The organism is Streptomyces sp. NPDC002835 (assembly GCF_053591995.1).
Window position 1 is genome coordinate 70,180 of the sequence record NZ_JBSFUW010000018.1, and the last position, 25,623, is coordinate 95,802.

Sequence of the window (25,623 nt, forward strand, 5' to 3'; positions counted from 1 at the left end):
GAAGACGGAGTTGCAAGAAAGTGATATCTCCTGCCGAGTACTATCCAGAATTCGACAGCGCTGAAGTCGAAGAAACCATTACGCCTCTGGCACGGTTCGACGACCGGATCACCGCTGTCCTCGAAGCCGGCAGGAGCGAGGACACAGGGGCCGTACGCGTCTTTGACGCCGAGAGCCGTGCGGCCGCGGTACAGGAGTGGCTGAACCGCCCGGAACAGTATCCGTTCCAGCACATCGTCAAGAGCGTCGTCACCGTGGTCGCGGACGCCGAACCACTCGCCGCCTTCTCCGACCTCTTCGCCGAACCCGGAACCGCCCTGGTCCAGCTGCTCGAGCGCGCCGAGGCCCGCCTCCGCGAGGTGTACACCCGCCCGCTGGTGGCCGCCGTCAACCACGCACGCGAGAGCGGCAGCCTCGAGGGGGAGACGCCCGAGGAGCGCTACCGGTACTTCGTCCGGCAGTCGGTCCGGACATCCTTCGAGGCGGTGAGCCGCCTGTCCTTCCCGGTCCTGCGGGACATCACCCGCCTCGTGCTCCGCAACGAACTGGCCGCCTTCGAAGAGCTCTGCACCCGCCTGAGCGCCGACCGGCCCGCCATCGAGACCTTGTTCGGTATCGGCACCACCGACCCGCTGGTGTCCCTGGGACAGTCCGAAGGCGACACGCACAACCACGGCCGCAGCGTCTGCGTACTCACCTTCCGGTCCGGGAAGCGCCTGGTCTACAAGCCCCGAGACGTCTCCTGCGAGGCCGCCTACGTCACCATCGCCCACGAGTTCAACACCCGCCTGGGTACCGGTCTGGTCGCGGCCACCGTCCTCGAACGCGACCGGTACGGGTACGTGGAGTTCGTCGAGACCGAGGACGTCTCGGACATGTCCACCGAGTTCATGCACGCCAGCGGCGAACTCGCCGCCGTGCTCTATCTGCTCAACGCACGGGACATGCACTTCGAGAACATCCTGCCGACCCGGCGCGGCCCGCTCCCCATCGACCTGGAAACGATCCTGCACCCCGCGCGGATCCACACCGGCCCGACGCCGGAGGCCCCCGGCAACGCGTACGCGACGATCGCCCAGTCAATCTACGGAATCGGCATCCTCCCCCTCGTCATGGCCGGGAAGGGCGACGGCGCCGGACACATCGACCTCGGATTCCTCGGCGACCAGGGCCGGGGCAACTCACCTTTCAAGTCGGTCGAGTTCGACGCCCCCTTCACCGACCGGGTCAGCCTGGCGCTGCGCCCGGCGGCGGCCGCGGAACGCAAGACCGTCGTGGGCGCTCTGACCGAGGAAGAGACCCACGATCTGGGCCGGCAGATGGCCGACGGCTTCACCAGGGTCTTCCGTGCCGTGATGGCCGACCGGGACACCTGGACCGGTCTGCTGCGCAAGACGGCCGCCGGCATCCGCGTCCGGTACGTCCACAACCCGACCGCGCTGTACGGCCAGACGCTGCGGATGACGGCCGGCCCCAGCGCCCTCGACGGCACCGCCCCCTACCTCGCCCTGCTGAAGCGCATCGCGATCGCCAGCAAGACCTCCGACCGCCGGATCATCGGGTCGGAGATGCGGCAGCTCGCCGAGCGCGACATCCCCTACTTCACCGTCGCCGGCACCGGCACCGCACTCACCGACGGCGAAGGCAACGAGGTCGGCGCGGACTTCGACCTGTCACCGCTCGATCTGGCGCTCGCCAAGATCGGCCGGATGGACGAGTTCCAGCTCGGGGAGGAGCTCAGGCTCCTCCACTCGGCCTTCTCCTCCCGCTTCCCCGACAACCACCTCATCCCCGCCGGCGGCACCGTGGCCGGCCCGGCGGCAGCACCGGCCGCCCAGGGACAGGACGACGCGCTGATCAGCCTCGTGGCCCGCCTGTGCGACCAGCTCGTCGCCACCTCGCGGCCCGACAGGTTCGCACATCTGCCCCGTACCTGGATCGGCCCGCTCGCCTCCGCGGAGGCCAACCGACCGTGGCCGCCCGGCGTCCTCGGGTACGACCTCTACACCGGGCGGAGCGGCCCCGCCCTGGCGCTCGCCGCCGCCGGCCGCCTGCTGGACGAGCCCCGGTACCGCAAGCTGTCCGCGCAGATCTTCTCGACCACCGCGGACATCCTCGCGACCCGGCGCTACGAGGCCCGCAGCATCCAGCAGGCCGGTCACGGCGGCTACACGGGCATGGCCGGAATCCTGTTCTCGCTCTCGGCGGCAGGCCGGATCCTCGGCGAGGAGAGCTGGACCCGTGCGGCCCAGGGCGCGGTGCCGCTCCTCCTCGACCAGATCGGCGCCGTGTCACGCGACCGGCTGCCCCTGGACGTCATCGGTGGAGTCGCGGGCGTGCTGTCGTGCGTGACGGCGATCGGCGGGCCGCACGCCGCCGACTCGGTCGAGGCGCTGACCTCGCTGCTCGTGGACGCCCTGCACCACGGCACCGACGGCGCCCGGTCGGTTCTCGAACAGTCCGGGTTCGCTCACGGCGTGAGCGGGGTCCTGCACTCGCTCTGCCAGGCCCTGCCGCAGCTGTCCGCCGGCCGGCGAGCGGTCGTCGAGTCCGTACTGGCGGGCCTGGCAGAGCGGCTCCATGACTTCTACGACTCCGGCGAGGGCAACTGGTACTCCAACGTCGCCACGCCGCAGGCCTTCTCGACCGGCTGGTGCCACGGCTCCACCGGTGTCGCCCTCGCCCTGTCCGCCTACCACAGCGTGTCCGGTGGCGACGACGCCGTGGCACAGCAGCGGGACCAGGCTGTCGGCAACATCATCCGGCTCGGTTTCGGCCGCAACCTCACCTGGTGCCACGGCGACCTCGGCAATCACGACGCGCTGACCGCCCTCGCCGGCGCCGGCGACACCCCACTGCGCGCCGAGCTCACCGAGATCGAAGGGAAGTGGCTCCAGCCGGAGGTCTTCCGTCGCAAACTCGGCGACGCCAGGAGCCGCTACGCCCACACCAGCAGCCTCATGGTCGGCACCGCCGGAGTCGTGCTGCACCTGGTCAACCGCATCGACCCGGCCGGGCGCGTCTCCCCGATCCTCCTCACCGGGGAGGGCCGATAGATGGCACACCGTCTGCCGACCGTCACCCAGGTCACCCAGACCGAGTGCGGCCTCTGCTCCTGTGTGTCGCTGCTGCGCTACTACGGACGCGCGGAGGACATCTCCACCGCCCGGGACGCCATGGACGCGGGGCGCGACGGACTGTCCGCGAGCCAGTTGGCCCAGTTCCTGACCTCCCGCGGCATGGACGTGAAGCCGTACCGCATCAGGGACATCGCCGCGCTGGAGAAGTTCACCTGCCCCGTGATCCTCTACTGGGAGGACTACCACTTCCTCGTGCTGGAGCGGTTCGACGGGCGGACCGCGATCGTCATGGACCCGGCCGTGGGTCGCCGCCGTATCAGCCGTGCCGAGCTGGAGGCCGGCTTCAGTAACATCGCGCTGGTCGCCGAACCGGGTCCACAGTTCGAGAAGACCCGCTCGCAGCCGCTGGCCGAGTGGCGCCGCATCCCGCTGTTCGCGGAAGGATCCCGCTCACGGATCACCCTGGTGGCACTGCTGTCCCTCAGCGGGTACGCGGCCGTGCTCGGCATCCCGATGCTCACCGAGTGGGCCGTCGACCGGTCCGCCGGCTGGCGTGGCCTGGACGACCTCTCGCTGGCCGTCGCGATGATCCTGGCGGTGGCCGCCGGGTACCTCGCGATCCACCTCATCAGGGTCATGGCCCTGTCCTCGCTGGTCGCCCTGCTGGGCCGTCATCTGATGACCCATACGTTCACCAGACTGCTGGCGCTGCCGTACCGGTTCTTCACCACGCGACAACCCGGTGAGCTCCTGTTCCGCCTCAACAGCGTGAACTCGATCCGCGACCTGCTGTCCTCCCGCGTCGCCCAGGGCATCCTGGACGTCGGCACCCTCGTGTGCGTCACCGTGTACCTGTTCGTCACCGAGTGGCGGCTCGGCACAGTGGCGGCCGCCCTGTTCCTGATGAACGCCGCGTACCTGATGAAGACGCGGGTACGGGTACTCGAAGCCGTCGACGCCGAGATCGCCCATCTGTCCAAGAGTCAGTCCACCCAGCTCGACGCCATCGTGTCGATCCCCACCATCAAGATGGGCGGCTACGCCGACGAGTTCATCGACGGATGGACCACGACCTACGCCAAGTCGCTCGACGCGATGAAGACGCGGATGCGGCTCCAGCAGGGCCGTATCGGCGGACTGACGACCACGACGCAGATGTTCGGCCCGATCGTCCTGCTGCTGACCAGCCTGTATTTCGTCAGCCACGGCCAGATCTCCCTCGGCGCGGCGATCGCTGTCCAGGCCGTGTCCGCGACGTACTTCGCGCTGGCGACCTCGGTGTTCCAGACCTACACCGAATTCAACGAGGCCTCCCGGTACATGGCACGTCTCAACGACATCGCGGGCGCCGACCCCGAGCCGCTCGGCGGCAGCCGTACCGAGCTCCCGTCGACGTCGATCCGTCTGGAAAACGTCAGTTTCCGGTACACGAAACACAGCGACCTGGTCGTGCGCGACGTCTCGCTGGACATCCCCGCCGGATCGAAGGTCGCGCTGGTCGGCCCGTCCGGCTCGGGCAAGAGCACCCTCGGGCGGATCATCTGCGGACTCTACGAACCCACCGGCGGCACCGTGCGGTTCGGCGGCGTCGACATGGGCGAGTACGAGAGGAAGGCGCTGCGCCGCACCATCGGCTACATCCCGCAGGAAGTCCATCTGCACAACCGCACCATCCTGGAGAACCTGACGCTCGGGCAGGACATCTCGGTGGAGCAGGTGCGCGAGTACTGCGACAGCGTCGGCATCCTCGACTTCCTCGACGACCTTCCCATGGGTCTCAAGACCCTGGTGTCGGAGATGGGCGCGAACTTCTCCGGCGGTCAGCGCCAGCGCCTCGCCATCGTCCGGGCTCTGCTGCAGCGCCCCAGAATCCTGGTGATGGACGAAGCCACCGCGTCCCTCGACACCGTCAACGAGCGCCGCGTCAACGAGATCATCCAGGACATCGGCGCCACGCAGGTGATCATCGCCCACCGGCTGGCGACGATCAGATCGGCGGACCACATCTATGTGCTCGCAGGCGGGCGCGTCGTCGAACAGGGAACGCACGAGGAGCTGCTCGACGGCGGCTCCGTCTACACCGATCTCTACGCGGACAAGACCATGGACATTCTCGTCGGAGGCGAGCAGGCATGACTGAACCCGACGTATCCATCAAGGCGTTCCTCCCCTTCTATCTCCATCTGGCCCCGCTCGGGGAGGTCACCGCGCGGCTGCACAGCCTGATCGCCGAGGCCTCGGCGCCCCAGTACACCGAGACGCTGCTCCACCAGGTGTGGGAAGAACTCGCCACCACGGTCGAAGGCCACTCCTTCAGGACGCTGATCGGTGAGTTCCACGACTTCAGGGACCGGCACGGCCTGCCCATGACCGCCGACGGCGACCAGGCGCTCCAGCGGTTCCGACGGCATCTCGAGGACCCGGAGAACAGCCGACGCATCCTCGAGACGTACCCCGTGCTCCGGGATCGCCTCGAAACGGTCCTGCGCAACTCGCTCGACGCCTACGCCTATCTGTTCGCCGCCTACGCCCAGGACCGCACCGCCCTGCACCGTGCGGGGCTGTTGCCCGGCCCGGACAAGCCCGTCGTGGCGCTCTTCGGCACGGGCGCGGACCTGCACAACGAGAACCGGCAGGTCGTGGGGGTGGAGCTGGGCGGCGGCACCAAGGTCGTCTTCAAGCCGCGTGCCCTGGTCTCGGACCGATTCGTCCTCGACCTCTACACCGCGGCACAGCCGCATCTGGCGTACTCGCTCCAGGAGTGCGTGCCGGCGTCCATGACGATCGGTTCGCACGGATGGCAGGAGTTCATCACGCCGCGGCCGATGACCGGCCCGGACCAGCCTGCCCGCTACTTCTACCGGATCGGCGCCCTGTGCGCGCTGTTCGGTGCCATCGGTGCGTCGGACCTCCACGAGGAGAACCTGCTGGCCGGCGGCGAACACCCGTGTGTGATCGACACGGAGACCATGATCCGGCCCAACAGCGGGGTGGACAACGACTCGCTGCCCCATGTGCTGATCAACCAGCTGAAGCTCTCGGTCGCCTCCACGATGCTCGTCCCGATGACCAATCCGAGCTCGCCCAACGACCTGATCATGGCGGGCGTCGGTATCGACCGTGACCAGACGTCGAAGATGCGGCGGCCGGTGGTCCACGACAGGGAATCGGACAGCATCTCCGTCAAGTGGGAGAACGTCACCTACCGGCACAAGAACAACGTGCCCCGGCTCGGCGACACAGCCCTGTCGCCGATCGACCACTTCCCGGAGATCCTGGCGGGCTACACCGACGCCCTCGAAGCGATCAGGGGCGACGCCGTCACGAAGGTTCTCGACAGCTATCCGGACATGCCCGTCCGCTGTCTGATCCGCTCCACGATGGTCTACGCCCGATTCCTGGACGCCGCCACGCACCCGGACTACCTGGGCCAGGCCACGGAGGCCGAGCGGATCTTCCGGCTCCTCGGGCACTACCCCGACTATCTGACGCCCGAGACCGCCGCCTATGTCGGTGAGGAGGAGCGTGCCAGTCTGCACACCGGCAACGTGCCCTACTTCATCGCGAGGGCCGGCTCCACCGAACTGGGCACGCCCAGATCCAGCTTTCCCGCGGTGCACACGGCGTCCCCCCTGGACTTCGCGCGGGGCGGCATCGCGCTCAACGCCCGCCGGAGCGACCTCTTCCACCACTTCCTCATGGAGGAGTGCTTCGGCGAGGTGGCCGGCGACCGGCCGGGCGGGCTGTCCGGGAGCAGTGTGTTCGCCCCGACCCTCGGCGGTTCCCGTCCACGGGAGTGGTGGCCGGGCATCGCCCGCACCATCGCGTCCGTCGGTGTGACCTACGACGGACCGGAGGGGCCGGAGACCGGCTGGGTGTGCGGTATCGGTCCCGACCGGAGCGCACCCACCCTCACTCCCGGGAACTTCATCTCGTTCCACGACGTCGGCGGCATCGTCACGTTCCTGGAGAACGCCGCACGTCACGACCCCGGCGTGCGGGACGCCCACCTGGGCGCGGACCGCGGATTCGACACGCTCCTCGAGGCGTACGGCGACGTTCTGCTCCAGGTGCCGGAAGGCGTGTTCACCGGAGCCGCCTCCCTTGTGCTCACCCGGCCGGACCGGGTGGACCAGGTATGGCTGGACCGGGTGCTTGACAAGATCGACGAAGGGGCGTCGGCCGGCACGCTGGAGACCGACCTGGCCAACGGCCCCGCCGGACTGCTGATGGTCCTGCTGTCCCGGATCGAGGCGGGCGAGAGCCCGCTCATCAAAGAGGAACGGCTGACACGGCTGTACGACCTGGTTCTCGGCCACACCGGCGTACCCAGACCGGCGCACTGGTTCGACGTGGCACACGGCGAGCTGGGAATGCGGTGGGCCGCCTCCCGTATCGGGCGGGTCCTCGGTGACGCCGGCCCGGCGAACGAGGCTGCCGAGTGGCTGGCCGCCCGGCTGGCCGAGGACGACGAGCCGCCGGTGACGGGCTGGTGCAACGGCGCCGCCGGACTGCTGCTGACGACGGCGGAGATCCTGTCGTCGGCGGGACGGCAGGACCTGCTGACCGGCCAACGGCTGGCGGACCTGGTCGACAGGGCGACCCGGCTCCCCGCCGACCGGGCGGTGGACCTGTCGGTCTGCCACGGCAGCAGCGGCGTGATCCAGTCGCTGATCGCCGCGGGCCGGATCCTCGGGGAGGAGTCGCTGCTGGACCGGGCGGTCGACCACCAGGAACGCGTGATGGCCGCGATCCGGGCGAACGGTTTCCACACCGGGTCCCTCGGCCGGACGTCGCTGCTGGGCTACATGTTCGGCTGGGCCGGTATCGGGGACACCGACATCATGCTTCACGCCGCCGCCACCGGCAGCAGCAGCTTCACCGTCCCGGTCGCGCTCATCGGCCCCGTAACCGACTGACAACCAGTCAACAGGAGAACCATGAACAGCAAGAGCAGCATGGGCTACAGCATGCCTGTCGTCATCGGCACCGTGATCGCGGCGGTCAGCATCACTCAGGAGAACTACGGAGGCGCCGCCTTCGCCGCCGTGACGGGAGCGGTCGTCTCGGTCGTCCTGTATGTCAAGTCACGCAAGCAGGGGCGCTGAGTGCGGTACTCGATTCTCCTCCCCTTCGGCCCCACCCGGCCCGAGCAGGTGGTGCCCTTCGCGAACCTGGTGAAGTGGACCGCGGCCGACCGTCTGTGGCAGGGCCAGGGCATGGTCCTGGAGTCCCACCACCTGATCAGCTGGCTCGCGGGCATCGGTATCAGGGTGCCCGCCGGATTCGGCGTCTCGCTGATGCCGTTCCGTTCCCCCTACCAGGCCGCTGTCGAGGCCCGTTCGGTGGCTCTGGCGACCGGGCATCCGGTCGTCGCCGGATTCGGCCCGGGATCGCTGTTGCTCCAGCAGGGCGTCATGGGCCGGCCCTACGCGAGCCAGCTGCGCGCGTCGCGGGAGTACGTGGAGATCGTGCGCGGTCTGCTGTCCGGGCACCAGGTCGACGTCGACGGGACGCATCACGCGGTCTCCGCGAAACTGATCAGATCTCCCGCGCCGCCGGTGTCCGTGGGACTGGGCGTGCTGCGGGAGAAGATGGCCGTCCTGGCCGGTGAGGTCGCCGATGTGGCCATCACCTGGATGGGGTCGGCGCAGTACGTGGGCGACATCCTTCTCCCGGCCGTCCGCAGCGCGGACCGTACGCTGGAGGAGCCGGCGAAGATCACGGCCATCGTGCCCGTCGCGCTGTCCGGACCGGACCGCAGTGTCACCGACCTGGCGGCCGCCGCCTGCGGTTCGCACATTCAACTGCCGCACTACCAGGACACCCTGCGCAGGGCCGGGATCGAGGTGTCCGGCGAGCCGAGCGCGGAGGACGCCGTCAAACTCGTCGACGGCGGCGTGTTCCTGTACGGGACCGAGGAAGAAATCCACAAAAGGCTGGACGAGTACCGGGACGCCGGTGTCGACGAGGTCGTGCTGAACGCCACCGGTGTCGGGCTGGTGCACGGCCCTCAGGCCGCTGCCCGGGATCTGCTGAAGATCCTGAACGGAGTGCCCTCGTGATCGAGGTACGGCAACTGACCAAACGCTACGGCGCGACCGTCGCACTCGACGGACTCTCCTTTCGCGTCGAGCCGGGCCGGGTGACCGGTTTCCTCGGCCCCAACGGAGCCGGGAAGTCCACCACGATGCGCGCCGTACTCGGCCTGGACCGGCCCACATCCGGCCAGGCCCTCATCGGGGGCAGGCGCTACGACGAACTGTCCCGCCCCCTGCGCACGGTCGGTGCCCTCCTGGAGGCCCGGGCGATGCACGGCGGGCGTACCGTCCGCGGGCATCTGCTGGGCCTGGCCCGCAGCAACCGCATTCCCGACCAGCGGGTCGGCGAGGTCCTCGAAACCGTCGGGCTGGCCGACGTGGCCCACAAGCGGAGCAAGGGGCTCTCGCTCGGGATGGCGCAGCGCGCCGGTGTCGCCGCCGCGCTGCTGGGCGACCCGCAGGTGCTGCTGCTCGACGAACCGGTCAACGGCCTCGACCCCGAAGGGATCCTGTGGATCCGGGGGCTGATGAAACATCTGGCCGGTGAGGGCCGTACGGTCTTCGTCTCCAGCCATCTGATGAGCGAGATGGCGCTGACCGCCGATCACCTCATCGTGATCGGGCGCGGCCGGCTGCTCGCGGACACGTCCGTGGAGGACTTCATCGCCCGCAACTCCCGGTCCTACATTCTGATCCGCACCCCTGAACCGGAGCGGATGCGCGATGTGCTGGCCGCAGAGGGCATCCGGGCGGACGACGGGCCCGAGGGAGTGATCGAGGCCGTCGGCACGACCCTGGAAAGAGTTGGCTCCCTGGTCGCCGCCCACCAGGTGACGGTGTACGAGATCAGTCCCCACGTGGCCTCTCTGGAGGAGGCCTTCATGGAGCTGACGGCCGACGCGGTGGCCTACCGGGCGAAGCAGGAGGTGCGGTGACGATGGCGGACACCAGTGCGGCCATGACCTTCGAGTGGACGAAGATCCGCACACTCCGGTCCACCGTGTGGAGCCTCGCCGTCTACCTCCTGCTGAGCGTGGCCGTCGCTCTGCCCACGGGGTACTTCATGAGGGGCGCGTACGGGGACATGAGCGCGGAGGCCAGGGCGGGGTTCGACCCCGTCTCCACCGGCTTCAGCGGGCTACGGCTCGGGCTGACCGCGCTCGTCGTGTTCGGCGTGCTGACAGTGACCAGCGAGTTCTCGACGGGCACGATCCGCAGCTCGCTCGCCGCCGTGCCCAGACGCGGTGTCTTCTACGGGGCGAAGCTGCTCACCGGTGGTGCGACCGCGTGTGCCGCCTCCGTCGTCGTCGTGGTTGTCAGCTTCTTCACCACCCAGGTGGCGATGGGCGGTCCGCAGAGCGTCTCCCTCTCCGACGACGGGGTGCTGCGGGGCATGGTCGGAGCGGTGCTCTACACGACGCTGCTCTGTCTGTTCTCGATGGGGCTCGCGACCGTACTGCGCAGCTCCGCGCTCACCATGAGCATCCTGCTGCCGCTCTTCTTCATGCTCTCGACGATCCTCAACAACATTCCGGGTGTCCGGAAGGCGGCGCAGTTCCTGCCCGACGTGGCAGGTGGGATCGTCCTGTTCAGGGAGCCGCCGGACAACACCGTGCTCACCGCCTGGAGCGGCATGGCGGTGCTGGTGGCGTGGACCGCGCTCTCGGTGGCCGCGGGATATCTGGCGGTACGGCGCCGGGACGTCTGACGGCGAAGTGCACCTCCGCCTCTCTCCTCGGGACGTCCTTGCTTCCGGCCGCTCCCGCTAGGAAAAGCCCCGCAGAGGGGCGGCGGTGCCCTGTCGGCCACCGCTGCCGGCCGACAGCAGATGCCCGCCGCCGCTCGACAGCAGGTGCCCCGCGACAAGACGCAGGGCCTGGTCGCGGTCCCACCGGAGAGCGGCGTCCCGCATCGCGTCGACATGGGGGGGCAGGTCGAGGCCCAGGTCGTCGGCGAACATCAGCTGGCAGCGCTTGATCACGGACAGGGCGCCGGCGGCGTCGCCGTCGATGCAGTGGACCGCGGCCAGCAGTTCCCACAGGCGCTGCCGGTAGGGCGCCTCGGCGAGGACGCTCTCGATCCGGTAGGAGAGCCCCCCGGTACGACCGACGAGGATGCAGGCGGTGAACAGGTCCTGGTACGCGTCGAACCGGGCGCTGTTCAGGCCGGTGACATGGGCGTTGAACCACCGCGTCGAGGGCAGGTCCTGCCCGAACGTGCCCCGCCACAGGGCCACGGCCTGCTCGAGTTCGGCGACCGCCGGTTCGAAGTCACCGCGCAGGAGCAGGCTCCGGCCTCTTCGTGCTCCCAGGGTGAATTTCGGTACGTCGAATTCGTCGCGGAGAATCTGGAGCCCGTAGCCGCTCTGGATGCCGCGGTAGGTCTTCAGCCTTCCGCTCAGGCCCGGCTCGGCTTCGTCGAGGTCACGCCGCAGGTTCGTGAGATGGCTGCGGATGTTCGCCGTGGCAGAGGTCGGTGGCTCGTCCCACAACAGGTCCGCAAGCCCGGTGACCCCGATGGGCTGTCCGGTACGCAGCAAAAAGGCGGTAAGAATCGCGCGGCGGACCCCCGAGCAGATCTCGGCGTCCCCCTGAATCTTGAGCGGTCCAAGAATGGTGAAAAGCATGTCCCCGTCTCACCTCAGCCTACATCGGCGGCGAGATTCGACATGTCCACACCAATCGAACCGCCGGTGAATCCCCAATGAGTGCGGCGGTGGATTCCGTCACGGTTCACGCAACGAAGATCATCCGCATGATGCTCATTCCTGCATGTCAAGACAGGGTGCGGATGTGAACTGTGACCGATGCCCCCCGACTTGTCGCTCACCATTACATGGCCGAATCTCTGCGTCAACGCCAGGAGTCGACGGTGGCAACTACCTGCTTCGCCGCAGGTAGTTGGGCCGCTCCCCCGGAGTTCGCCCCCCGCCACACGGCGCTGACCCCTGCCCCGCACAGGCCATTTCCGCGACGTCCGGCTCAAAATCCGCCGGTCACGGCACGGTTCGCGGCGCGGCGCAGCCGTCCGTCATCCGGCGCCGCTTGCCGCGCCCACCACGCACGTGGCCGGTGAGCCGAACGCCCACCGGCCACGCAGGTGATCACAGGAACGAGTTGATCTCGATCGTCTCGGTCCGGCCGGGGCCGACGCCGATCGCCGAGATCGGGGCGCCGGACATGTCCTCCAGCGCCTTCACGTACGCCTGCGCGTTCTTCGGCAGGTCGGCGAAGGTCTTCGCCTTGGTGATGTCCTCGGACCAGCCCGGCAGCATCTCGTACACCGGCTTCGCGTGGTGGAAGTCGGTCTGCGAGTACGGCAGCTCCTCGACCCGCTTGCCGTCGATCTCGTACGCGACGCAGACGGGGATCTGCTCCCAGCCGGTGAGCACGTCGAGCTTGGTGAGGAAGAAGTCCGTCAGGCCGTTGACCCGGGTCGCGTAGCGGGCAATGACCGCGTCGAACCAGCCGCAGCGGCGGTCGCGGCCGGTGGTGACGCCGCGCTCGCCGCCGATGCGGCGCAGCGCCTCGCCGTCCTCGTCGAACAGCTCGGTCGGGAACGGGCCCGCGCCGACGCGGGTCGTGTACGCCTTGAGGATGCCGATGACCCGGCTGATCTTCGTCGGGCCGACGCCGGCGCCGGTGCAGGCGCCGCCCGCGGTCGGGTTGCTCGACGTCACGAAGGGGTACGTGCCGTGGTCGACGTCGAGGAGCGTGCCCTGGCCGCCCTCGAAGAGGACGACCTGGCCCTCGTCGATGGCGTTGTTCAGGATCAGCGTGGTGTCGGCGACGTACGGCTTGATCTGCTCCGCGTACTGGAGCATCTCCTCGACGATCTTCTCCGCCTCGATCGCGCGGCGGTTGAAGACCTTCGTCAGCAGCTGGTTCTTGGTGTCGAGGGCCGCCTCGACCTTCTGCATCAGGATCGACTCGTCGTAGAGGTCCTGGACGCGGATGCCGACCCGGTTGATCTTGTCGGCGTACGTCGGGCCGATGCCGCGGCCCGTGGTGCCGATCTTGCGCTTCCCGAGGAACCGCTCCGTCACCTTGTCGACGGTGACGTTGTACGGAGTGATCAGATGGGCGTTACCGCTGATCAGGAGCTTGGACGTGTCGACGCCGCGGTCGTTCAGCCCGCTCAGCTCGGAGAGCAGAACCGCCGGGTCCACGACCACGCCGTTGCCGATGACCGGAGTACATCCGGGCGAGAGGATTCCGGAAGGGAGGAGATGCAGCGCATACTTCTGGTCGCCGACGACAACCGTGTGGCCGGCGTTGTTGCCGCCCTGGTAACGCACCACATAATCCACTGATCCACCGAGCAGGTCGGTGGCCTTTCCCTTGCCTTCGTCACCCCACTGAGCACCGAGCAGCACAAGTGCGGGCACAGGCGTACACCCCTTCCGGGCGGGGCAAGACCAAGGTCAGGGGGCTGGAGCCGTGCCTGAGTCCTGGGACAGGTTGCCCCGGAATAGACGAAGCCCCTGGCGCAATAGCGCAAGGGGCTCTTGCACAAAGATGCTACCCGAGGAAGGACCGAGGTGTCGGCTCACGACCAGCTGCTGGTGGTCATCGACCCGGTCGCCCGCCGAATGGACGGCGAGTCCGTGCGCATCGCGAAAGATGTGCTGTGCGGCGGGTCGGAGGCGAAAATCTGTTTCCCGCAGGGTCCGGAGGAGTTCGCCCGGGCGCTGGCCCGGCGGGGTTCCCGCAGGCCGGTGGTGGTGGGGGACGACCGGGCGCTGCTGCGGGCCGTGTCCCTGCTGCACCGCGACCGATGGCTGGGCGACGGTGTGCTCGCCGTCGTCCCGGTGGGCGCCTCGGTGGGGCTCGCGCACTCGCTCGGCGTGCCCGCCGGGGCGGTCGCGGCGGCCAGGGCCGTGCTGGACGGCAGCCCGCGGCGGCTGGATCTGCTGGTGGACGAGAGCGACGGGGTGGTGCTGGGCGACCTGTCGATCCCGGTGGCCCGCCGGACGACGCCGCGGGCGGAGGCGGCCTCGGTGTGGACCACGGCCCGCTCCCTGGTCCGCACGCTGGTGCGCCCCGTCCCCACGGCCGCGCCGGTCCGTACGCACCGGCTGCGCGTCGAGGCGGACGGCGTCCTGCTGACCGACCTCGACCGCCCGGTGGAGGACGTGACCGTGCGCGCCGGGCTCGACGGCCGCGCGGAGGTCGTCGTACGGCACGGGTCGGAGGAGGAGCCGCTGCGGACGAGCGCCCGGTCTCTCACGGTCTCCGGCCCGGACTTCCGCTACCGGGCCGACGCCCATGTCACGGGCCCGGTCCGGACGCGGACGTGGACGGTGCGGGCGGGGGCCTGGGGGCTGACCTTGCCCGTGGCATAGTCTCCCGGCGGACCGGGAGACGGCGAGGGGCGGGGTCATGAGCGAGGTACCAGGTCCGGTCGCCACGGACCGGGAGAGAACCGCGGAGGCTCTGGAACGGTACCGGCGGCGGGCCGCCGTCCTGGCGGCGGCGGGCACGGGGCTGATCGCCGTGGCGATCGTGCTCCGCGTGGGCCGGTTCGATGGAACCGAGAGCCTGGCCCCGGGCGCCGTGGGACTGGGCCTGGCGCTCGTCTGCGTCGGCCTCGGGGCCCTGGTGCTCTCCCGCCGGATGCGCCGGACGCTGTCCGCGTACCCCTGGCAGACCTGCGCCGCCGTGCCCGTGCCGCGCTCGCTGCACGCGGCGACCGTCGTCCTGGCCGACCCCGCGACCGGTGAACGTCTGCCGCTCAAGGTCGTCGCGGTGAAGCAGCGGTACCCACTGGTCGACCCGGGCCCCGCCGGGGTGCTGTGGTGGGCGGGCGACCCCCGGACGGGCGGCGTCCTCGCACCGCCCGGCGGTGACGAGCTGATCTGGGCGAAGCCGGTACGCGGACAGCGGACCCGGCTGGGTCTCGTACAGCAGGCCGAGGCGCTGGGGCTGTCCGACCGCGCCGTCGCTCCGCCTCCGCCCCCTGCGACCGCGCCGGCCGGCGGGGCGCCGGCCACGGCCACGGCCACGGCCGGACGAAAGCGCCGCCGGGGCGTCTTCCGCTGGGTGCTGCTGCTCGGCGTGATCTGCCTCGGTCTCGGCATCGCCGGTTCGAACGCGTCGGACCACGACCCGCAGATCGACCTCACCGTGCTGAGCGAAGAGGCCGACGGGCGTTGCGTCGTCCGCTGGACCGACCCGTTCGACGGGCGTGAGCGGACCGGGCCGTACCACTGCGACCCCGACCGGAGCCCGCTGCTGCACGACTGGAGCACCGGGTTCGTCGTCTCCTACGGCCCGTGGAAGGGCGATCTCTACAACGCGGACTGGGAGGGCACCCGCGCCAACCATGCGAACGAGGCCATCGGGCTGACGGGCCTCGCCCTCACCCCCCTCGCGCTGATCGGCGGCGCCGTCCGGTGGTGGACCCGCCGCCGTGCCGGCGACCCGGTCGCCACCGCCCCGCACCCTGGACGCGTCGACCTCACCAAGCGCCCACCGCACGAGGCCGGCGTCTCCGCTCCCCCTCCGCTGACGTACGCCGTGTTCGCCGCCGAGGCGGAGCGCCAGGCGATCCCGCAGCCCCGGTACGGAAGCGTCCGCAGGCCCGAGGCGGATGTACGGGACGTGCCGTGGTGGCGGGTGCGCGGCCTTCGCACGGCGGCCGGTCTGGAGAGGCCGGCGAGCGGCGCGGCGCTCATCGCTCTCGGCGCGGTGCTCTGGCCTCTCACCGGCGCGGCACAGGGGCTGCTGACCGGCGTGGCCGGCCTCGCGCTCCTGCTGTACGGCGGCTGGGGAACGCTGACGCGGGGCATGCCCGCCGCGCGGCTGCTGGCCCGTGCGGCCGTGGCCCCCGACCCCGTACCCAAGCGGTACACCCTGCTGCACGACTCGTACGGCGGGGCTCCGCTCCTCCTGCTGTTCCCCACGCAGGGCGGGGACGACGATCCGCCCGAGTCGGTGATCGCCCTCCTGCCGCCCGGCACCAGGAAGCGGCCGTGGCTCGGTCTTCCGGCGGCCTCCGTCGGCACGGCGGAGCTCCATGGCCGGCCGGAGGAATCGCCCTTCGTCGTGCCCTGGATCGAGGGGCGGGCCCACTGGCCGCAGAGCCCTTGCGAGGAGCTGAACCCGGACGATCCGGAGAACCGCGAGTTCCTGGAGCGGCTGGTGGCCGGGGCGACGGCCGGCGGCACGCCGGCCCGCGGGGCGGGTCAGGCCGAGTCGTAGAGGCGGGCGCGGTGTTCGCGCCAGCGTTCCATGAGGGACGCGAGTTCCTTCTCCATGAACTGGAAGAACTCCAGCGTCTCGGAGATCCGGCGGCCGGCCCCCGTCTCGGGGCCGAGGCTCGTCACGCCGTCCCGCAGGGTGCCTTCCCAGCGCTTGAGGATCTGGTCGCGGTTGGTCAGCGCCTCGTACCACTGGTTGCTGTGCACGCGGTAGCGCTCGCGGCGTGAGCCCGGTTCGCGCTCGCGGGTGACCATGTTGACCTGGGCGAGGTAGCGGATCGCGCCGGAGACGGCGGCGGGGCTGACCTGGAGCGCTTCGCCCAGGTCGGCCGAGGTCATGACGCCCGCGTCGGAGGCGAGGAGGGCGGCGAAGACACGGGACGGCATCCGGGGCATGCCCGCCTCGACGAGCTGGGCGGCGAAACGCTCCACGAAGGCGGACACCGCGTCCGCGTCGCGCGGCTGCTGCGCTGTCGTGGTCTGTTCGGTTCCCACCGAATCATCTCCCCTGTTACACGGCCCTGATAGGAGTTTATACGCTTCCTTAACTTCACAAATTTGTGAAATCAGCGTACGTTCAGAAACATGACGAAGGCAATCACCGTCTCCGGACTCCACAAGTCGTTCGGGCGGACACGTGCGCTGGACGGCCTCGACCTCGCGGTCCAGGTCGGCGAGGTCCACGGCTTCCTCGGGCCCAACGGAGCCGGGAAGTCGACCACGATCCGGGTCCTGCTCGGGCTGCTGCGCGCCGACTCCGGCGCTGCGCAGCTCCTCGGCAAGGACCCCTGGCACGACGCCGTCGAGCTGCACCGGCGCCTCGCCTACGTCCCCGGCGACGTCGAGCTGTGGCCGGGCCTCACCGGCGGCGAGGCGATCGACCTGCTCGCGCGGCTGCGCGGCGGCAACGACAAGCGGCGCCGCGACGAACTCGTCGAACGCTTCGACCTCGACCCGACCAAGAAGGGCCGGGCCTACTCCAAGGGCAACCGGCAGAAGGTCGCCATCGTCGCCGCGCTCGCCTCCGACGCCGAGCTGCTCCTGCTCGACGAGCCGACCGCCGGCCTCGACCCCCTCATGGAGGTCGTCTTCCAGGACGTCATCAACGAGGCGAAGGCCGCCGGCAAGACCGTCCTGCTGTCCAGCCACATCCTGGCGCAGGTCGAGAAGCTCGCCGACCGGGTCAGCATCATCCGGCTCGGGAAGGTCGTGCAGTCCGGGACGCTGAGCGAGATGCGGCACCTGACCCGTACGACCGTCGAGGCGGAGACCGCCCGCCCGGTGACCGGACTGGACGGACTGCCGGGCGTGCACGAGGTACGGACCGACGAAGGCCGGGTCCGGTTCGCCGTGGACGGCGACCGGCTCGACGGCGCGATCCGCCGGCTCTCCGAGTTCGGCGTCCGCAGCCTGATCAGCCACCCGCCGACGCTCGAGGAGCTGATGCTGCGGCACTACGGCGACGAGCTCGCCGTCAGCGGCCGCAACGGCGGCGCGGGTTCCGTGAGCGGCGTGGACGACGGAGGCACGCGATGAGCACCGCCACCGCCACCAGGGCGCCCGCACCCGCCGGGTCCCGCACGGGCGGGGGCGCGCTCGCGGGAACCGGCACGCTGATCCGCTTCAACCTGCGCAGGGACCGCGTCCGGCTCCCCGTGTGGATCGTCGCCCTGACCCTCGGCACGCTCTCCACGGCGAACAACTACCAGACGCTGTACGCCGATCCGGAGGACCGCGCCTCCGTCGTCGGGACCATGGACAGCCCGGCCGGACTCGCCATGACCGGGCCCCGGCACTATCTGGACGACTACGGCTTCGGCGCCATGCTGGGCCACCAGATGATCGGCTTCATGGCCGTCATGGTCGGGCTGATGAGCATCCTGATCGTCACCCGGCACACCCGCAACGAGGAGGAGACGGGCCGCGCCGAACTGGTGCGCTCCGCCGCCGTCGGGCGCCACGCCCACCTGGCGGCCGCGCTCACCGTGGCGGCCGTCGCCAACCTCGTCCTCGCCCTGCTGCTGGCCGCCGGCCTCGGCGGGCTGGGCATCGACGGCATCGACTCCGGCGGCTCGCTGCTCTACGGCTTCACGCACGCGGCCGTCGGCCTGGCCTTCGCGGCCGTCGCCGCCGTCGCCACGCAGATCACCGCGCACACCCGCGGCGCGTCCGGCATGGCGCTCGCCGTCGTCGGCATCGCGTACGTCCTGCGCGCCGCCGGGGACGCGGGCGGCAACGACGCGCTGTCCTGGCTGTCCCCGATCGGCTGGGCGCAGCGTACGTACGTCTACGTCGACGACCGCTGGTGGCCGCTGCTGCTGTGCCTGGCGCTCGCCGTGCTCTGCGCGGGCGCGGGCTTCGTCCTGTCGACCCGGCGGGACGTGGGCGCCGGCCTGCTCGCTTCCCGGCTCGGCAGCCCGGTGGCGTCCGACGCCCTGAGCACCCCCCTGGGCTTCGCGCTCCGGCTGCACCGCGGCATGCTGATCGGCTTCGGCGCCGGGCTCTTCCTGATGGGCGCGATGTACGGGTCGATCCTCGGCGACGCCGAGGACATGCTGAAGAACATCGACCAGATCCAGGAGGCGCTCGAGAAGATCGGCGGCGCCACGACGGCGGAGTCGTTCGCCTCGATGGTGATGGTCGTCATCGCGGTCGTCGCGTCGGTGTACGTGGTGATGGCGGCGCTTCGGCCGCGCGCCGAGGCGACCGGAGGCCGCGCGGAGCCGCTGCTCGCGACCGGGCTGTCCCGCGGCCGCTGGGTCGGCAGCCACCTGGCCGTCGCCATGGCCGGCGGCACGGCGCTGCTGCTGCTGGCGGGACTCAGCTTCGGCCTCACGGGCGCCGCGTCCGCGTCGGACGCCGGCCTGTTCCTCACGCTCCTGGGCGCGGCACTGGCGTACGCACCGGCCCTGTGGGTCACGGTCGGGGTCGCGGTCGTCCTCTTCGGCTGGTTCCCGAGGGCGAGCGCGGCGGCGTGGGTCGTACCGGTGTACGCGTTCATGGTCGGTTACCTGGGGCGCCTGCTGCAGTTCCCCGACTGGATGAACAACCTCTCCCCGTTCGGACACGTCCCGCAACTGCCGGCGGCGCAGATGAACTGGACGCCGCTGCTGGTACTGACGCTGCTGGCGGCGGGGCTGGTGTGGGTGGGGCGGGAGGGGTTCCGGAGGCGGGACGTGGAGACGAAGTAGGGGCGCCTGCGCCGCCGCGCGACCGTCACAGCTCCACCCGCAGCTCCTCCACCCCCCGGATCACAAACCCCCGCCGCCACCGCGGCTCCCCCACCAACCGCATCCCCGGCGCCTCCCTGAGCAACTCCCCGAACGACGCCGCCAGCTCAATGCGGGCCAGGGGCGCGCCCAGGCAGTAGTGGATGCCCGCCCCGAAGCTGACGTGCGGGTTGTCCTCGCGCGCCAGATCAAGCGCGTCGGGGCGGGCGAACCGCGCGCCGTCGCGGTTCGCGGAGCCGAAGAGGAGCGCGAGTTCGGAGCCGCGCGGCACCACGACGCCGTCGATCTCGATGTCGTCGAGGACCCAGCGTTCGAAGAGCTGGAGCGGGGTGTCGTACCGCATCAGTTCGTCCACAGCTGTGGACAGCAGCGAGTGGTCCGCCCGCAGCGCGGCCAGCTGCTCGGGGTGGCGGAAGAGGGTCCACCATCCGTTGGCCGTCGTGTTGACCGTCGCCTCGTGCCCCGCGTTCAGCAGCAGCACGCACGTGGAGACCATCTCCTGCTCGCTGAGCCGGTCGCCCTCCTCGTGCGCGGCGATCAGCGCGGAGATCAGGTCGTCCCCCGGCTCCGTGCGCCGCCGGGCGATCAACTCCCGCAGGTAGGCGCTGAATTCGAGAGAGGCACGGACCGCCCGTGCCGCCGTCTCCTCCGGCGGATTCAGCTCGTACATGCCGCAGATGTCCGCCGACCAGGGCCGCAGCAGCGGACGGTCGGACTCCGGGATGCCCAACATCTCCGCGATGACCGCCACCGGCAGTGGCTCCGCGATCTCGGCGAGCAGGTCCCCGCCGCCCGTCTTCTTGAAGTCGGCGACCAGACCGGCCGCCAGCCGCCGTACGACCGGTTCCAGCATCTGCACGGTCCGGGGGGTGAACGCCTTCGTCACCAGGCGCCGGATCCGGGTGTGGTCGGGGGCCTCCAGGTCGAGCAGCCCGTGGTCGTTGAGGGTGTGGAACGGCTCGTGCGCGGCGGGCGGCGGTGTGCGGCCGAACTCCTCGTGGGTGAAGCGGTGCAGATACGTCCGCCCCAGCCGCCGGTCCCGCAGCAGCGCCGACACGTCCGCGTGGTGCGGTACGAGGTACTGCCGCGTCGGCTCGTACCAGTGCACCCGGCCCCGCGCCCGCAGTTCCGCGAAGGCGGGGTAGGGGTCGGCGACGAACGACGGCGACCAGGGTTCGAAGAGCGCGTCCATGTCCGGACGCTAGCCGCCACTACCCGGGTGTGACCAGCCTCGCCTCGTACGCGAACACCGCCGCCTGCGTACGGTCGCGGAGCCCCAGCTTCACCAGCACCCGGCTCACATGCGTCTTGATGGTGGACTCGGCGACGACCAGGTGCGAGGCGATCTCGGCGTTCGACAGGCCCTGCGCGATCAGCACCAGGACCTCCGTCTCGCGCTCCGTCAGGTCGGCGACCTGCGTCATCGCGGCGGGGCGCGGGGTGTCGGAGAGCTTGGAGAACTCGGTGATCAGGCGGCGGGTGACGGTCGGCGCGAGCAGTGCCTCGCCGGCCGCGACCACCCGTACCCCGTCGGCGAGCTGCCGGGCGGAGGCGTCCTTGAGCAGGAAGCCGGAGGCTCCCGCGCGCAGCGCCTGGTAGACGTACTCGTCCAGGTCGAAGGTGGTGAGCACCAGCACCTTGGACCCGGCGTGCGCGGCGGCGATCTCGCGGGTCGCCTCGATGCCGTTGAGCTCCGGCATCCGGATGTCCATCAGGACGACGTCGGGCGCGAGCTCGGCGACCTTGGTGACGGCCTCGCGGCCGTTGACCGCCTCGCCGACGACCTCGATGTCGGGCATGGCGTTCAGCAGGACGGAGAAACCCTCGCGGACCATGATCTGGTCGTCGACGATGAGGACCCGGATCGTCATGACGTCTCCTCGGCGGCAGGGGCGGCAGGGGCGGCGACGGGGATGAACGCGGTGACCGCGTACCCGCCGTCCTCGGTCGGCTCCGCGGTCATGTCGCCGCTGAGCATCGTCACACGCTCCCGCATCCCCGTGATCCCGTGACCCGCTCCCATTGATCGGGGTGGGCGAAGCCCTCCTTGAGGGGCGGTGGTCGGGCGGCGGGCGGGATTGACCAGTCCGCGGGGCGCGGTGTTGACGATCCGCAGGCCCAGGCCGCCGAGCACGTACGAGAGCTCGACCTTGGCGGTGGAGCCCGGCGCGTGGCGCAGCGCGTTGCTGAGCGCCTCCTGGATGATCCGGTACGCGGACAGCTCCACGCCCTGCGGCAGGTCGCGGACCGCCCCGGTGACCGTCTTCTCGGTCTCGAGGCCGGCCTCGCGGACGTTGGCCAGCAGACGGTCGAGGTCGGCGAGGACGGGCTGCGGGGCGTCGGGGGCCTGGTAGTCCTCCGCCCGTACGACGCCGAGGATGCGGCGCAGTTCGGTCAGCGCGGCGACCGCGTTCTCACGGATCGTGGCGAACGCCTTCTCCAGCTCCTCCGGCGGGTTCTCCACCCGGTAGGGCGCGGCCTCCGCCTGGATGGCGACGACGGACATGTGGTGCGCGACCACGTCGTGCAGTTCCCGGGCGATGGTGGTGCGCTCCTCGAGGAGCGTGCGCCGGTCGCGTTCGGTGGCCGTGACCGTCTGCTGGGCGGCGACCTCCTGCTTCGCCTCCCGCCGGACGAGGATCATGCTCACCATCAGCAGCAGGACCGCGGAGGTGAAGAGCATGGGCGCCGCGCCGGGGCCGTAGCCGCGGCTGATCACCGTGTCGGCGAACATCCCGTACGCCGCGGTGATCACCCACATCCAGGCGGCGGTCCGCGGGCGGGTCCGCAGGGCCACGACGATCAGCACGGTCAGGTGGGACAGGAACCCGGCCGGCGCCCAGGGCCAGTCGTTCCAGGAACCGAGGACCGCCACGAACGGGGTGCTCGCGATCGACACCCACCAGGCGCCCACGGGCCTGACCAGCGTCATCACGACGGCCGCTGCGGGGACGAAGCCGCCGATGACGAAGGCGAGACCGCCCTCGTCGTCGGCGTAGGCGAGCAGCAGGGTGCACAGGGCGAGGAACAGCACCACGGCGTGCGGCAGCCACACCGCGCCGCGGCGTATCCGCTCGCCCGGCAGCCGGCGGACCAGCGGCCCTTCGGCGTTCAGCGGCGGCAGCGGCCAGTAGGCGAACGCGTCGTGGACGAGGTCCTGGCGGAGGCCGCTGAGCGCTCCCTGGGCCAGGTCGTATTCGGGGCTGCGGGTCTTCTGGGTCACCCATTGAAGGTAAGCGGGCGCACGGGCCCCGGTCGTCAGCATCACTGCGGATCCTGGGGCGTCCGCCTTGAGTACTACCTGGTGGCACCCGGGTTTCCGGTGGCGAAGCCCGCCGACACGTCAGGTGGGATCACCGGTCCGGACAGTCCTCCACCGAGACCTCCGCCACCGCCGCGTCCCGGACCTGCTCGAGACCGGCGATGTACGGCGGCGTGTCGGGCCGGGGCGTGCAGAAGGTGACGTGGGCCGTCAGCAGGTCGTCGTCCGTACCGCCGAGGGACAGGGAGAGATACGCACGCACCTGCCGGTCGCCGAACTCCTTCTCCGCCGACCGGAGGCAGGCGCCGATGTACGCCATCGACCTCCGCAGCAGCACCTCGGCACGTTCCCTCCCGGCGCCCGGGGGGAGGTCGTAGTCGGTCATGCCGCGTCCGTTGACCGTGGTCTCCTCCGCGAGGCGGTCGAAGCAGGGCCGGTCCTCGTCGGGAAGGAGGTCGACGAGCACCCGGGCGCCGCTCCCGGTCACGGCCCACCCCCGTTCCACGACCTCGCGGAACATCGGCGGGATGTCCCGCACCGACAGACCGGTGAGGTCGGCGTCCGCCAGGAGGTCGGCCATCTGCTGGTTGCTGCGCACGTCCATCCCTCGCCGAGTGCGGCGAGCCCTTCCCGCCGGCCTCCGCTCGTCTTCGTCGGACACCACGCACGAGTATGGCCCGGCGGTTCCGGGACGGGGAGGCCGCCGGGGTGGGGCAGGCCCTCGAAGCCCTGCCCCACCCGTCCGTGTCAGGCGCGGAAGGCGTGCGCGTGCTCCTCGGCCCACTGGGCGAAGGTGCGGGCCGGCCGGCCGGTGACCTTCTCCACGGTGTCGGTGACGGTACGGCCGACGGGCGGTGTGTTGCCGTACACCTCCAGCAGGAAGCCGATGACCTCCTCCGGCTGGCCCGCGGCCCGCCACTGGTCGACCGCCTGCTGCTCGCTCAGTTCGACGAGCCGGATCCTGTCGCCCCGGGCAGCGGCCAGCGCGTCCACCTTTTCCTTCAGAGTCAGCACCTGCGGCCCGGTGATCACGTACTCCTGACCGCCGTGGCCGTCCTCGGTGAGCGCGACGGCCGCGACGGCGCCGATGTCGGCCTCGTGGACCATGGCGCTGAGCCTGCCCACGAACGGTTCGCGGACCTCGCCGCCGGCGCGGATCGTGTCCGCCCAGGCGAGGGCGTTCGCCATGAACTCCACCCCCATCAGCACCGTCCAGGCGAGGCCGCCCGCCCGGACCGCATCCTCCAGCGGGCTCGGGCCGCCGCCGTGCAGCACGGTGACGCGGCGGACGCCGGCCGCCTTCGCCAGCTCCATGATGCGCGGGCCGGTCTCCAGCGGGGCGAAGTACGGACCACCGAAGGTGATCAGGTGCAGGCCGGTGACGCCCTCCAGGGCGGGGGCCAGGGTCTCGGCGTCGGTGAGGTCGCCCCGCACCACCTCGACGCCGTCGGGGAAGTCGGCCTTCGCGGGGTCGCGGGTCAGGGCGCGGACGGGCCGGCCACGGCGGAGCAGCTCCGCCACTACCTGGCGGCCCACGGTTCCGGTTGCTCCGGTCACGAGATTCGTCATGGGAACAACGTAGAAAGCGTTGCGGTCAGCTTCTGTCCGCGATCCCGTGTCACCAAGCCAGTTGGGCGATCTCCTCCGCGACCACCGCGCAGGCGTCGGCCGCCGGGTCGATGAGCGGGAAGTGCCCGACCTCCTCCAGCAGCGTCCACCCGACGGTCTCCCCGGCCTTCGCCGCCGCGTCGACGTACGCCTCCGCGACCGCCTGCGGCACGACGATGTCCGTGCGGCCCTGCACCACGGCCGTGGCGATGCCTGTCGGCAGCAGCGCGGCCGGGTCGGCTTGCGCGGCCCGCTCGTCGTACCGCTCCTCACCGCCCAGCAGTTGCCGCACCGCGCCGCCGCACACGCCGAGTTCCACGGCCGTGCCGAAGTCCGCGATCGGGGCGAGCGCGACGACGCCGCGCAGCGGGGGCGACGCGGCCAGCCGCCACGGCGAACCCGCCGGCAGCACATGCCGGGCGGCCGCCCACAGCGCGAGATGGCCGCCCGCGGAGTGCCCGGTCACCACGACCCGCCCCGGGTCCGCCTGCGGCAGCGCCTTGCGCGCCAGGTCCGGCAGCGCGTCCAGCGCGGCGGCCACGTCGTCGAACGTCTCCGGCCACCGCCCGGCGACCGGGCCCGTCTCGCCGCGCTGCTGCGGGATGTCCCGGCCGCGCCGGTACTCGACGTTGGCGACGGCCAGCCCCCGGCGTGCCAGGAAGTCGGCGAACGGCGTCACATGCCGCCGGTCGTACGGCGCCCGCCACGCCCCGCCGTGCAGCACGACCACGAGCGGCACGAAGGCGTGCCCGCTCCGGGGCGCGTAGAAGTCGACGACCTGGTCGGGATGATCCCCGTACGCGACGGATACGTCCGGCGCGACGGCGGGATGCGACATCGCCGACGCTTCCTCGGCGGCGTCACGGGCGACGGGGTCCGGCATGCGCTGCTCCAACAGTCCCGCGGTGGTGGCCTGTTCCACCTGACCAGCGCGGACGCTACCAGCCCGGGACCGGTTCACTCCCGGGGCGGGGGCCGGTGCCGCCGGCCGGCTGCTTCGCCCGCCGGCCGGCGCACCGATGTGCGGCTCCGCCGCGTGGCGGGCCCCGCCCTGGGCCCAGTGCTTGCCGGGTGGGCGGGCCGGGCACATCCAGCCTCGCCGGCGTTTGAGGCGCCGAGCTCGGGGCGGAGCCCCGACAAGGGGGCAAGTTCCAGCCCCGGCGGCGATTGAGGAGCGGGGGTCCGGTGGGGGTCCCCCCAG

The 25,623-nt window shown here is 70.9% G+C and carries 20 protein-coding genes; 11 read left to right on the top strand and 9 right to left on the bottom strand.

The features are described from left to right. The first annotated feature begins 20 nt into the window (after positions 1 to 20). The 7 genes from ACWD01_RS20585 to ACWD01_RS20615 are packed head-to-tail and all read left to right on the top strand — an operon-like array spanning position 21 to position 10,829. Positions 21 to 3,056, top strand: coding sequence for a type 2 lanthipeptide synthetase LanM family protein (locus tag ACWD01_RS20585; protein ID WP_451163811.1), 3,036 nt, complete (start codon positions 21 to 23; stop codon positions 3,054 to 3,056). After that, complete coding sequence (locus ACWD01_RS20590) at positions 3,057 to 5,216, top strand: peptidase domain-containing ABC transporter (RefSeq protein WP_451163813.1); 2,160 nt, start codon at positions 3,057 to 3,059, stop codon at positions 5,214 to 5,216. Then, entirely contained in the window at positions 5,213 to 7,999 is a 2,787-nt protein-coding gene (locus ACWD01_RS20595; protein ID WP_451163815.1) for a DUF4135 domain-containing protein, read from the top strand. The genes ACWD01_RS20590 and ACWD01_RS20595 overlap by 4 nt, the downstream gene beginning before the upstream one ends. Before the next feature lie 21 nt (positions 8,000 to 8,020). Then, positions 8,021 to 8,188 (top strand): hypothetical protein, encoded by a 168-nt coding sequence (locus ACWD01_RS20600; RefSeq protein ID WP_451163817.1) that lies wholly within the window; start codon positions 8,021 to 8,023, stop codon positions 8,186 to 8,188. Next, complete coding sequence (locus ACWD01_RS20605; RefSeq protein WP_451163819.1) at positions 8,189 to 9,145, top strand: LLM class flavin-dependent oxidoreductase; 957 nt, start codon at positions 8,189 to 8,191, stop codon at positions 9,143 to 9,145. It begins immediately after the preceding gene. Then, positions 9,142 to 10,056: an ABC transporter ATP-binding protein gene (locus tag ACWD01_RS20610; protein WP_451163821.1), complete on the top strand. Its 915-nt coding sequence runs from the start codon at positions 9,142 to 9,144 to the stop codon at positions 10,054 to 10,056. Before ACWD01_RS20605 ends, ACWD01_RS20610 begins: the two co-directional genes overlap by 4 nt. 2 nt (positions 10,057 to 10,058) lie before the next feature. Further along, on the top strand, positions 10,059 to 10,829 hold the full coding sequence (locus ACWD01_RS20615; protein WP_451163823.1) for an ABC transporter permease subunit: 771 nt from the start codon (positions 10,059 to 10,061) through the stop codon (positions 10,827 to 10,829). Positions 10,830 to 10,886: 57 nt separating this feature from the next. Here the strand turns inward: ACWD01_RS20615 and ACWD01_RS20620 are convergent, their stop codons facing one another. Further along, on the bottom strand, positions 10,887 to 11,747 hold the full coding sequence (locus tag ACWD01_RS20620) for an AfsR/SARP family transcriptional regulator (RefSeq protein ID WP_451163825.1): 861 nt from the start codon (positions 11,745 to 11,747) through the stop codon (positions 10,887 to 10,889). A 477-nt stretch (positions 11,748 to 12,224) separates the two neighbouring features. Further along, positions 12,225 to 13,508 (bottom strand): adenylosuccinate synthase, encoded by a 1,284-nt coding sequence (locus tag ACWD01_RS20625; RefSeq protein ID WP_451163827.1) that lies wholly within the window; start codon positions 13,506 to 13,508, stop codon positions 12,225 to 12,227. Positions 13,509 to 13,661: 153 nt separating this feature from the next. Here ACWD01_RS20625 and ACWD01_RS20630 point away from each other — a divergent pair, with 153 nt between their 5' ends. Together ACWD01_RS20630 and ACWD01_RS20635 are read left to right on the top strand one after the other, a co-directional pair. After that, positions 13,662 to 14,465, top strand: a complete 804-nt coding sequence (locus ACWD01_RS20630; protein ID WP_451163829.1) for a diacylglycerol kinase — start codon at positions 13,662 to 13,664, stop codon at positions 14,463 to 14,465. A 37-nt stretch (positions 14,466 to 14,502) separates the two neighbouring features. After that, the gene (locus ACWD01_RS20635; protein ID WP_451163831.1) at positions 14,503 to 16,323 is read left to right on the top strand and encodes a hypothetical protein; all 1,821 of its coding nucleotides are present in this window, start codon (positions 14,503 to 14,505) and stop codon (positions 16,321 to 16,323) included. Here ACWD01_RS20635 and ACWD01_RS20640 read toward each other — a convergent pair. Then, entirely contained in the window at positions 16,308 to 16,817 is a 510-nt protein-coding gene (locus tag ACWD01_RS20640) for a GbsR/MarR family transcriptional regulator (RefSeq protein WP_451163833.1), read from the bottom strand. The genes ACWD01_RS20635 and ACWD01_RS20640 overlap by 16 nt on opposite strands. 90 nt (positions 16,818 to 16,907) lie before the next feature. On the opposite strand from ACWD01_RS20640, the gene ACWD01_RS20645 reads away from it, so the two are divergent. Further along, positions 16,908 to 17,858 carry an ABC transporter ATP-binding protein gene (locus ACWD01_RS20645; protein WP_451163835.1) on the top strand — a complete coding sequence of 317 codons (951 nt, stop codon included), beginning with the start codon at positions 16,908 to 16,910 and terminating at the stop codon, positions 17,856 to 17,858. Then, positions 17,855 to 19,513 carry an ABC transporter permease gene (locus ACWD01_RS20650; protein WP_451163837.1) on the top strand — a complete coding sequence of 553 codons (1,659 nt, stop codon included), beginning with the start codon at positions 17,855 to 17,857 and terminating at the stop codon, positions 19,511 to 19,513. Before ACWD01_RS20645 ends, ACWD01_RS20650 begins: the two co-directional genes overlap by 4 nt. 25 nt (positions 19,514 to 19,538) lie before the next feature. On the opposite strand, the gene ACWD01_RS20655 is transcribed toward ACWD01_RS20650, so the two are convergent. The 6 genes from ACWD01_RS20655 to ACWD01_RS20680 all read right to left on the bottom strand — a co-directional run bounded on the left by ACWD01_RS20655 (position 19,539) and on the right by ACWD01_RS20680 (position 25,305). Beyond that, positions 19,539 to 20,744 carry a cytochrome P450 gene (locus ACWD01_RS20655; protein ID WP_451163839.1) on the bottom strand — a complete coding sequence of 402 codons (1,206 nt, stop codon included), beginning with the start codon at positions 20,742 to 20,744 and terminating at the stop codon, positions 19,539 to 19,541. Positions 20,745 to 20,763: 19 nt separating this feature from the next. After that, on the bottom strand, positions 20,764 to 21,423 hold the full coding sequence (locus tag ACWD01_RS20660; protein WP_356894396.1) for a response regulator transcription factor: 660 nt from the start codon (positions 21,421 to 21,423) through the stop codon (positions 20,764 to 20,766). Beyond that, positions 21,420 to 22,817: a sensor histidine kinase gene (locus ACWD01_RS20665; RefSeq protein ID WP_451163841.1), complete on the bottom strand. Its 1,398-nt coding sequence runs from the start codon at positions 22,815 to 22,817 to the stop codon at positions 21,420 to 21,422. The genes ACWD01_RS20660 and ACWD01_RS20665 overlap by 4 nt, the downstream gene beginning before the upstream one ends. Before the next feature lie 88 nt (positions 22,818 to 22,905). Further along, on the bottom strand, positions 22,906 to 23,418 hold the full coding sequence (locus tag ACWD01_RS20670) for a hypothetical protein (protein ID WP_451163843.1): 513 nt from the start codon (positions 23,416 to 23,418) through the stop codon (positions 22,906 to 22,908). A 143-nt stretch (positions 23,419 to 23,561) separates the two neighbouring features. Then, complete coding sequence (locus tag ACWD01_RS20675; RefSeq protein WP_451163845.1) at positions 23,562 to 24,383, bottom strand: NAD(P)H-binding protein; 822 nt, start codon at positions 24,381 to 24,383, stop codon at positions 23,562 to 23,564. A gap of 49 nt (positions 24,384 to 24,432) precedes the next feature. Beyond that, the gene (locus tag ACWD01_RS20680) at positions 24,433 to 25,305 is read right to left on the bottom strand and encodes an alpha/beta hydrolase family protein (RefSeq protein WP_451163925.1); all 873 of its coding nucleotides are present in this window, start codon (positions 25,303 to 25,305) and stop codon (positions 24,433 to 24,435) included. Positions 25,306 to 25,623: the final 318 nt, after the last annotated feature.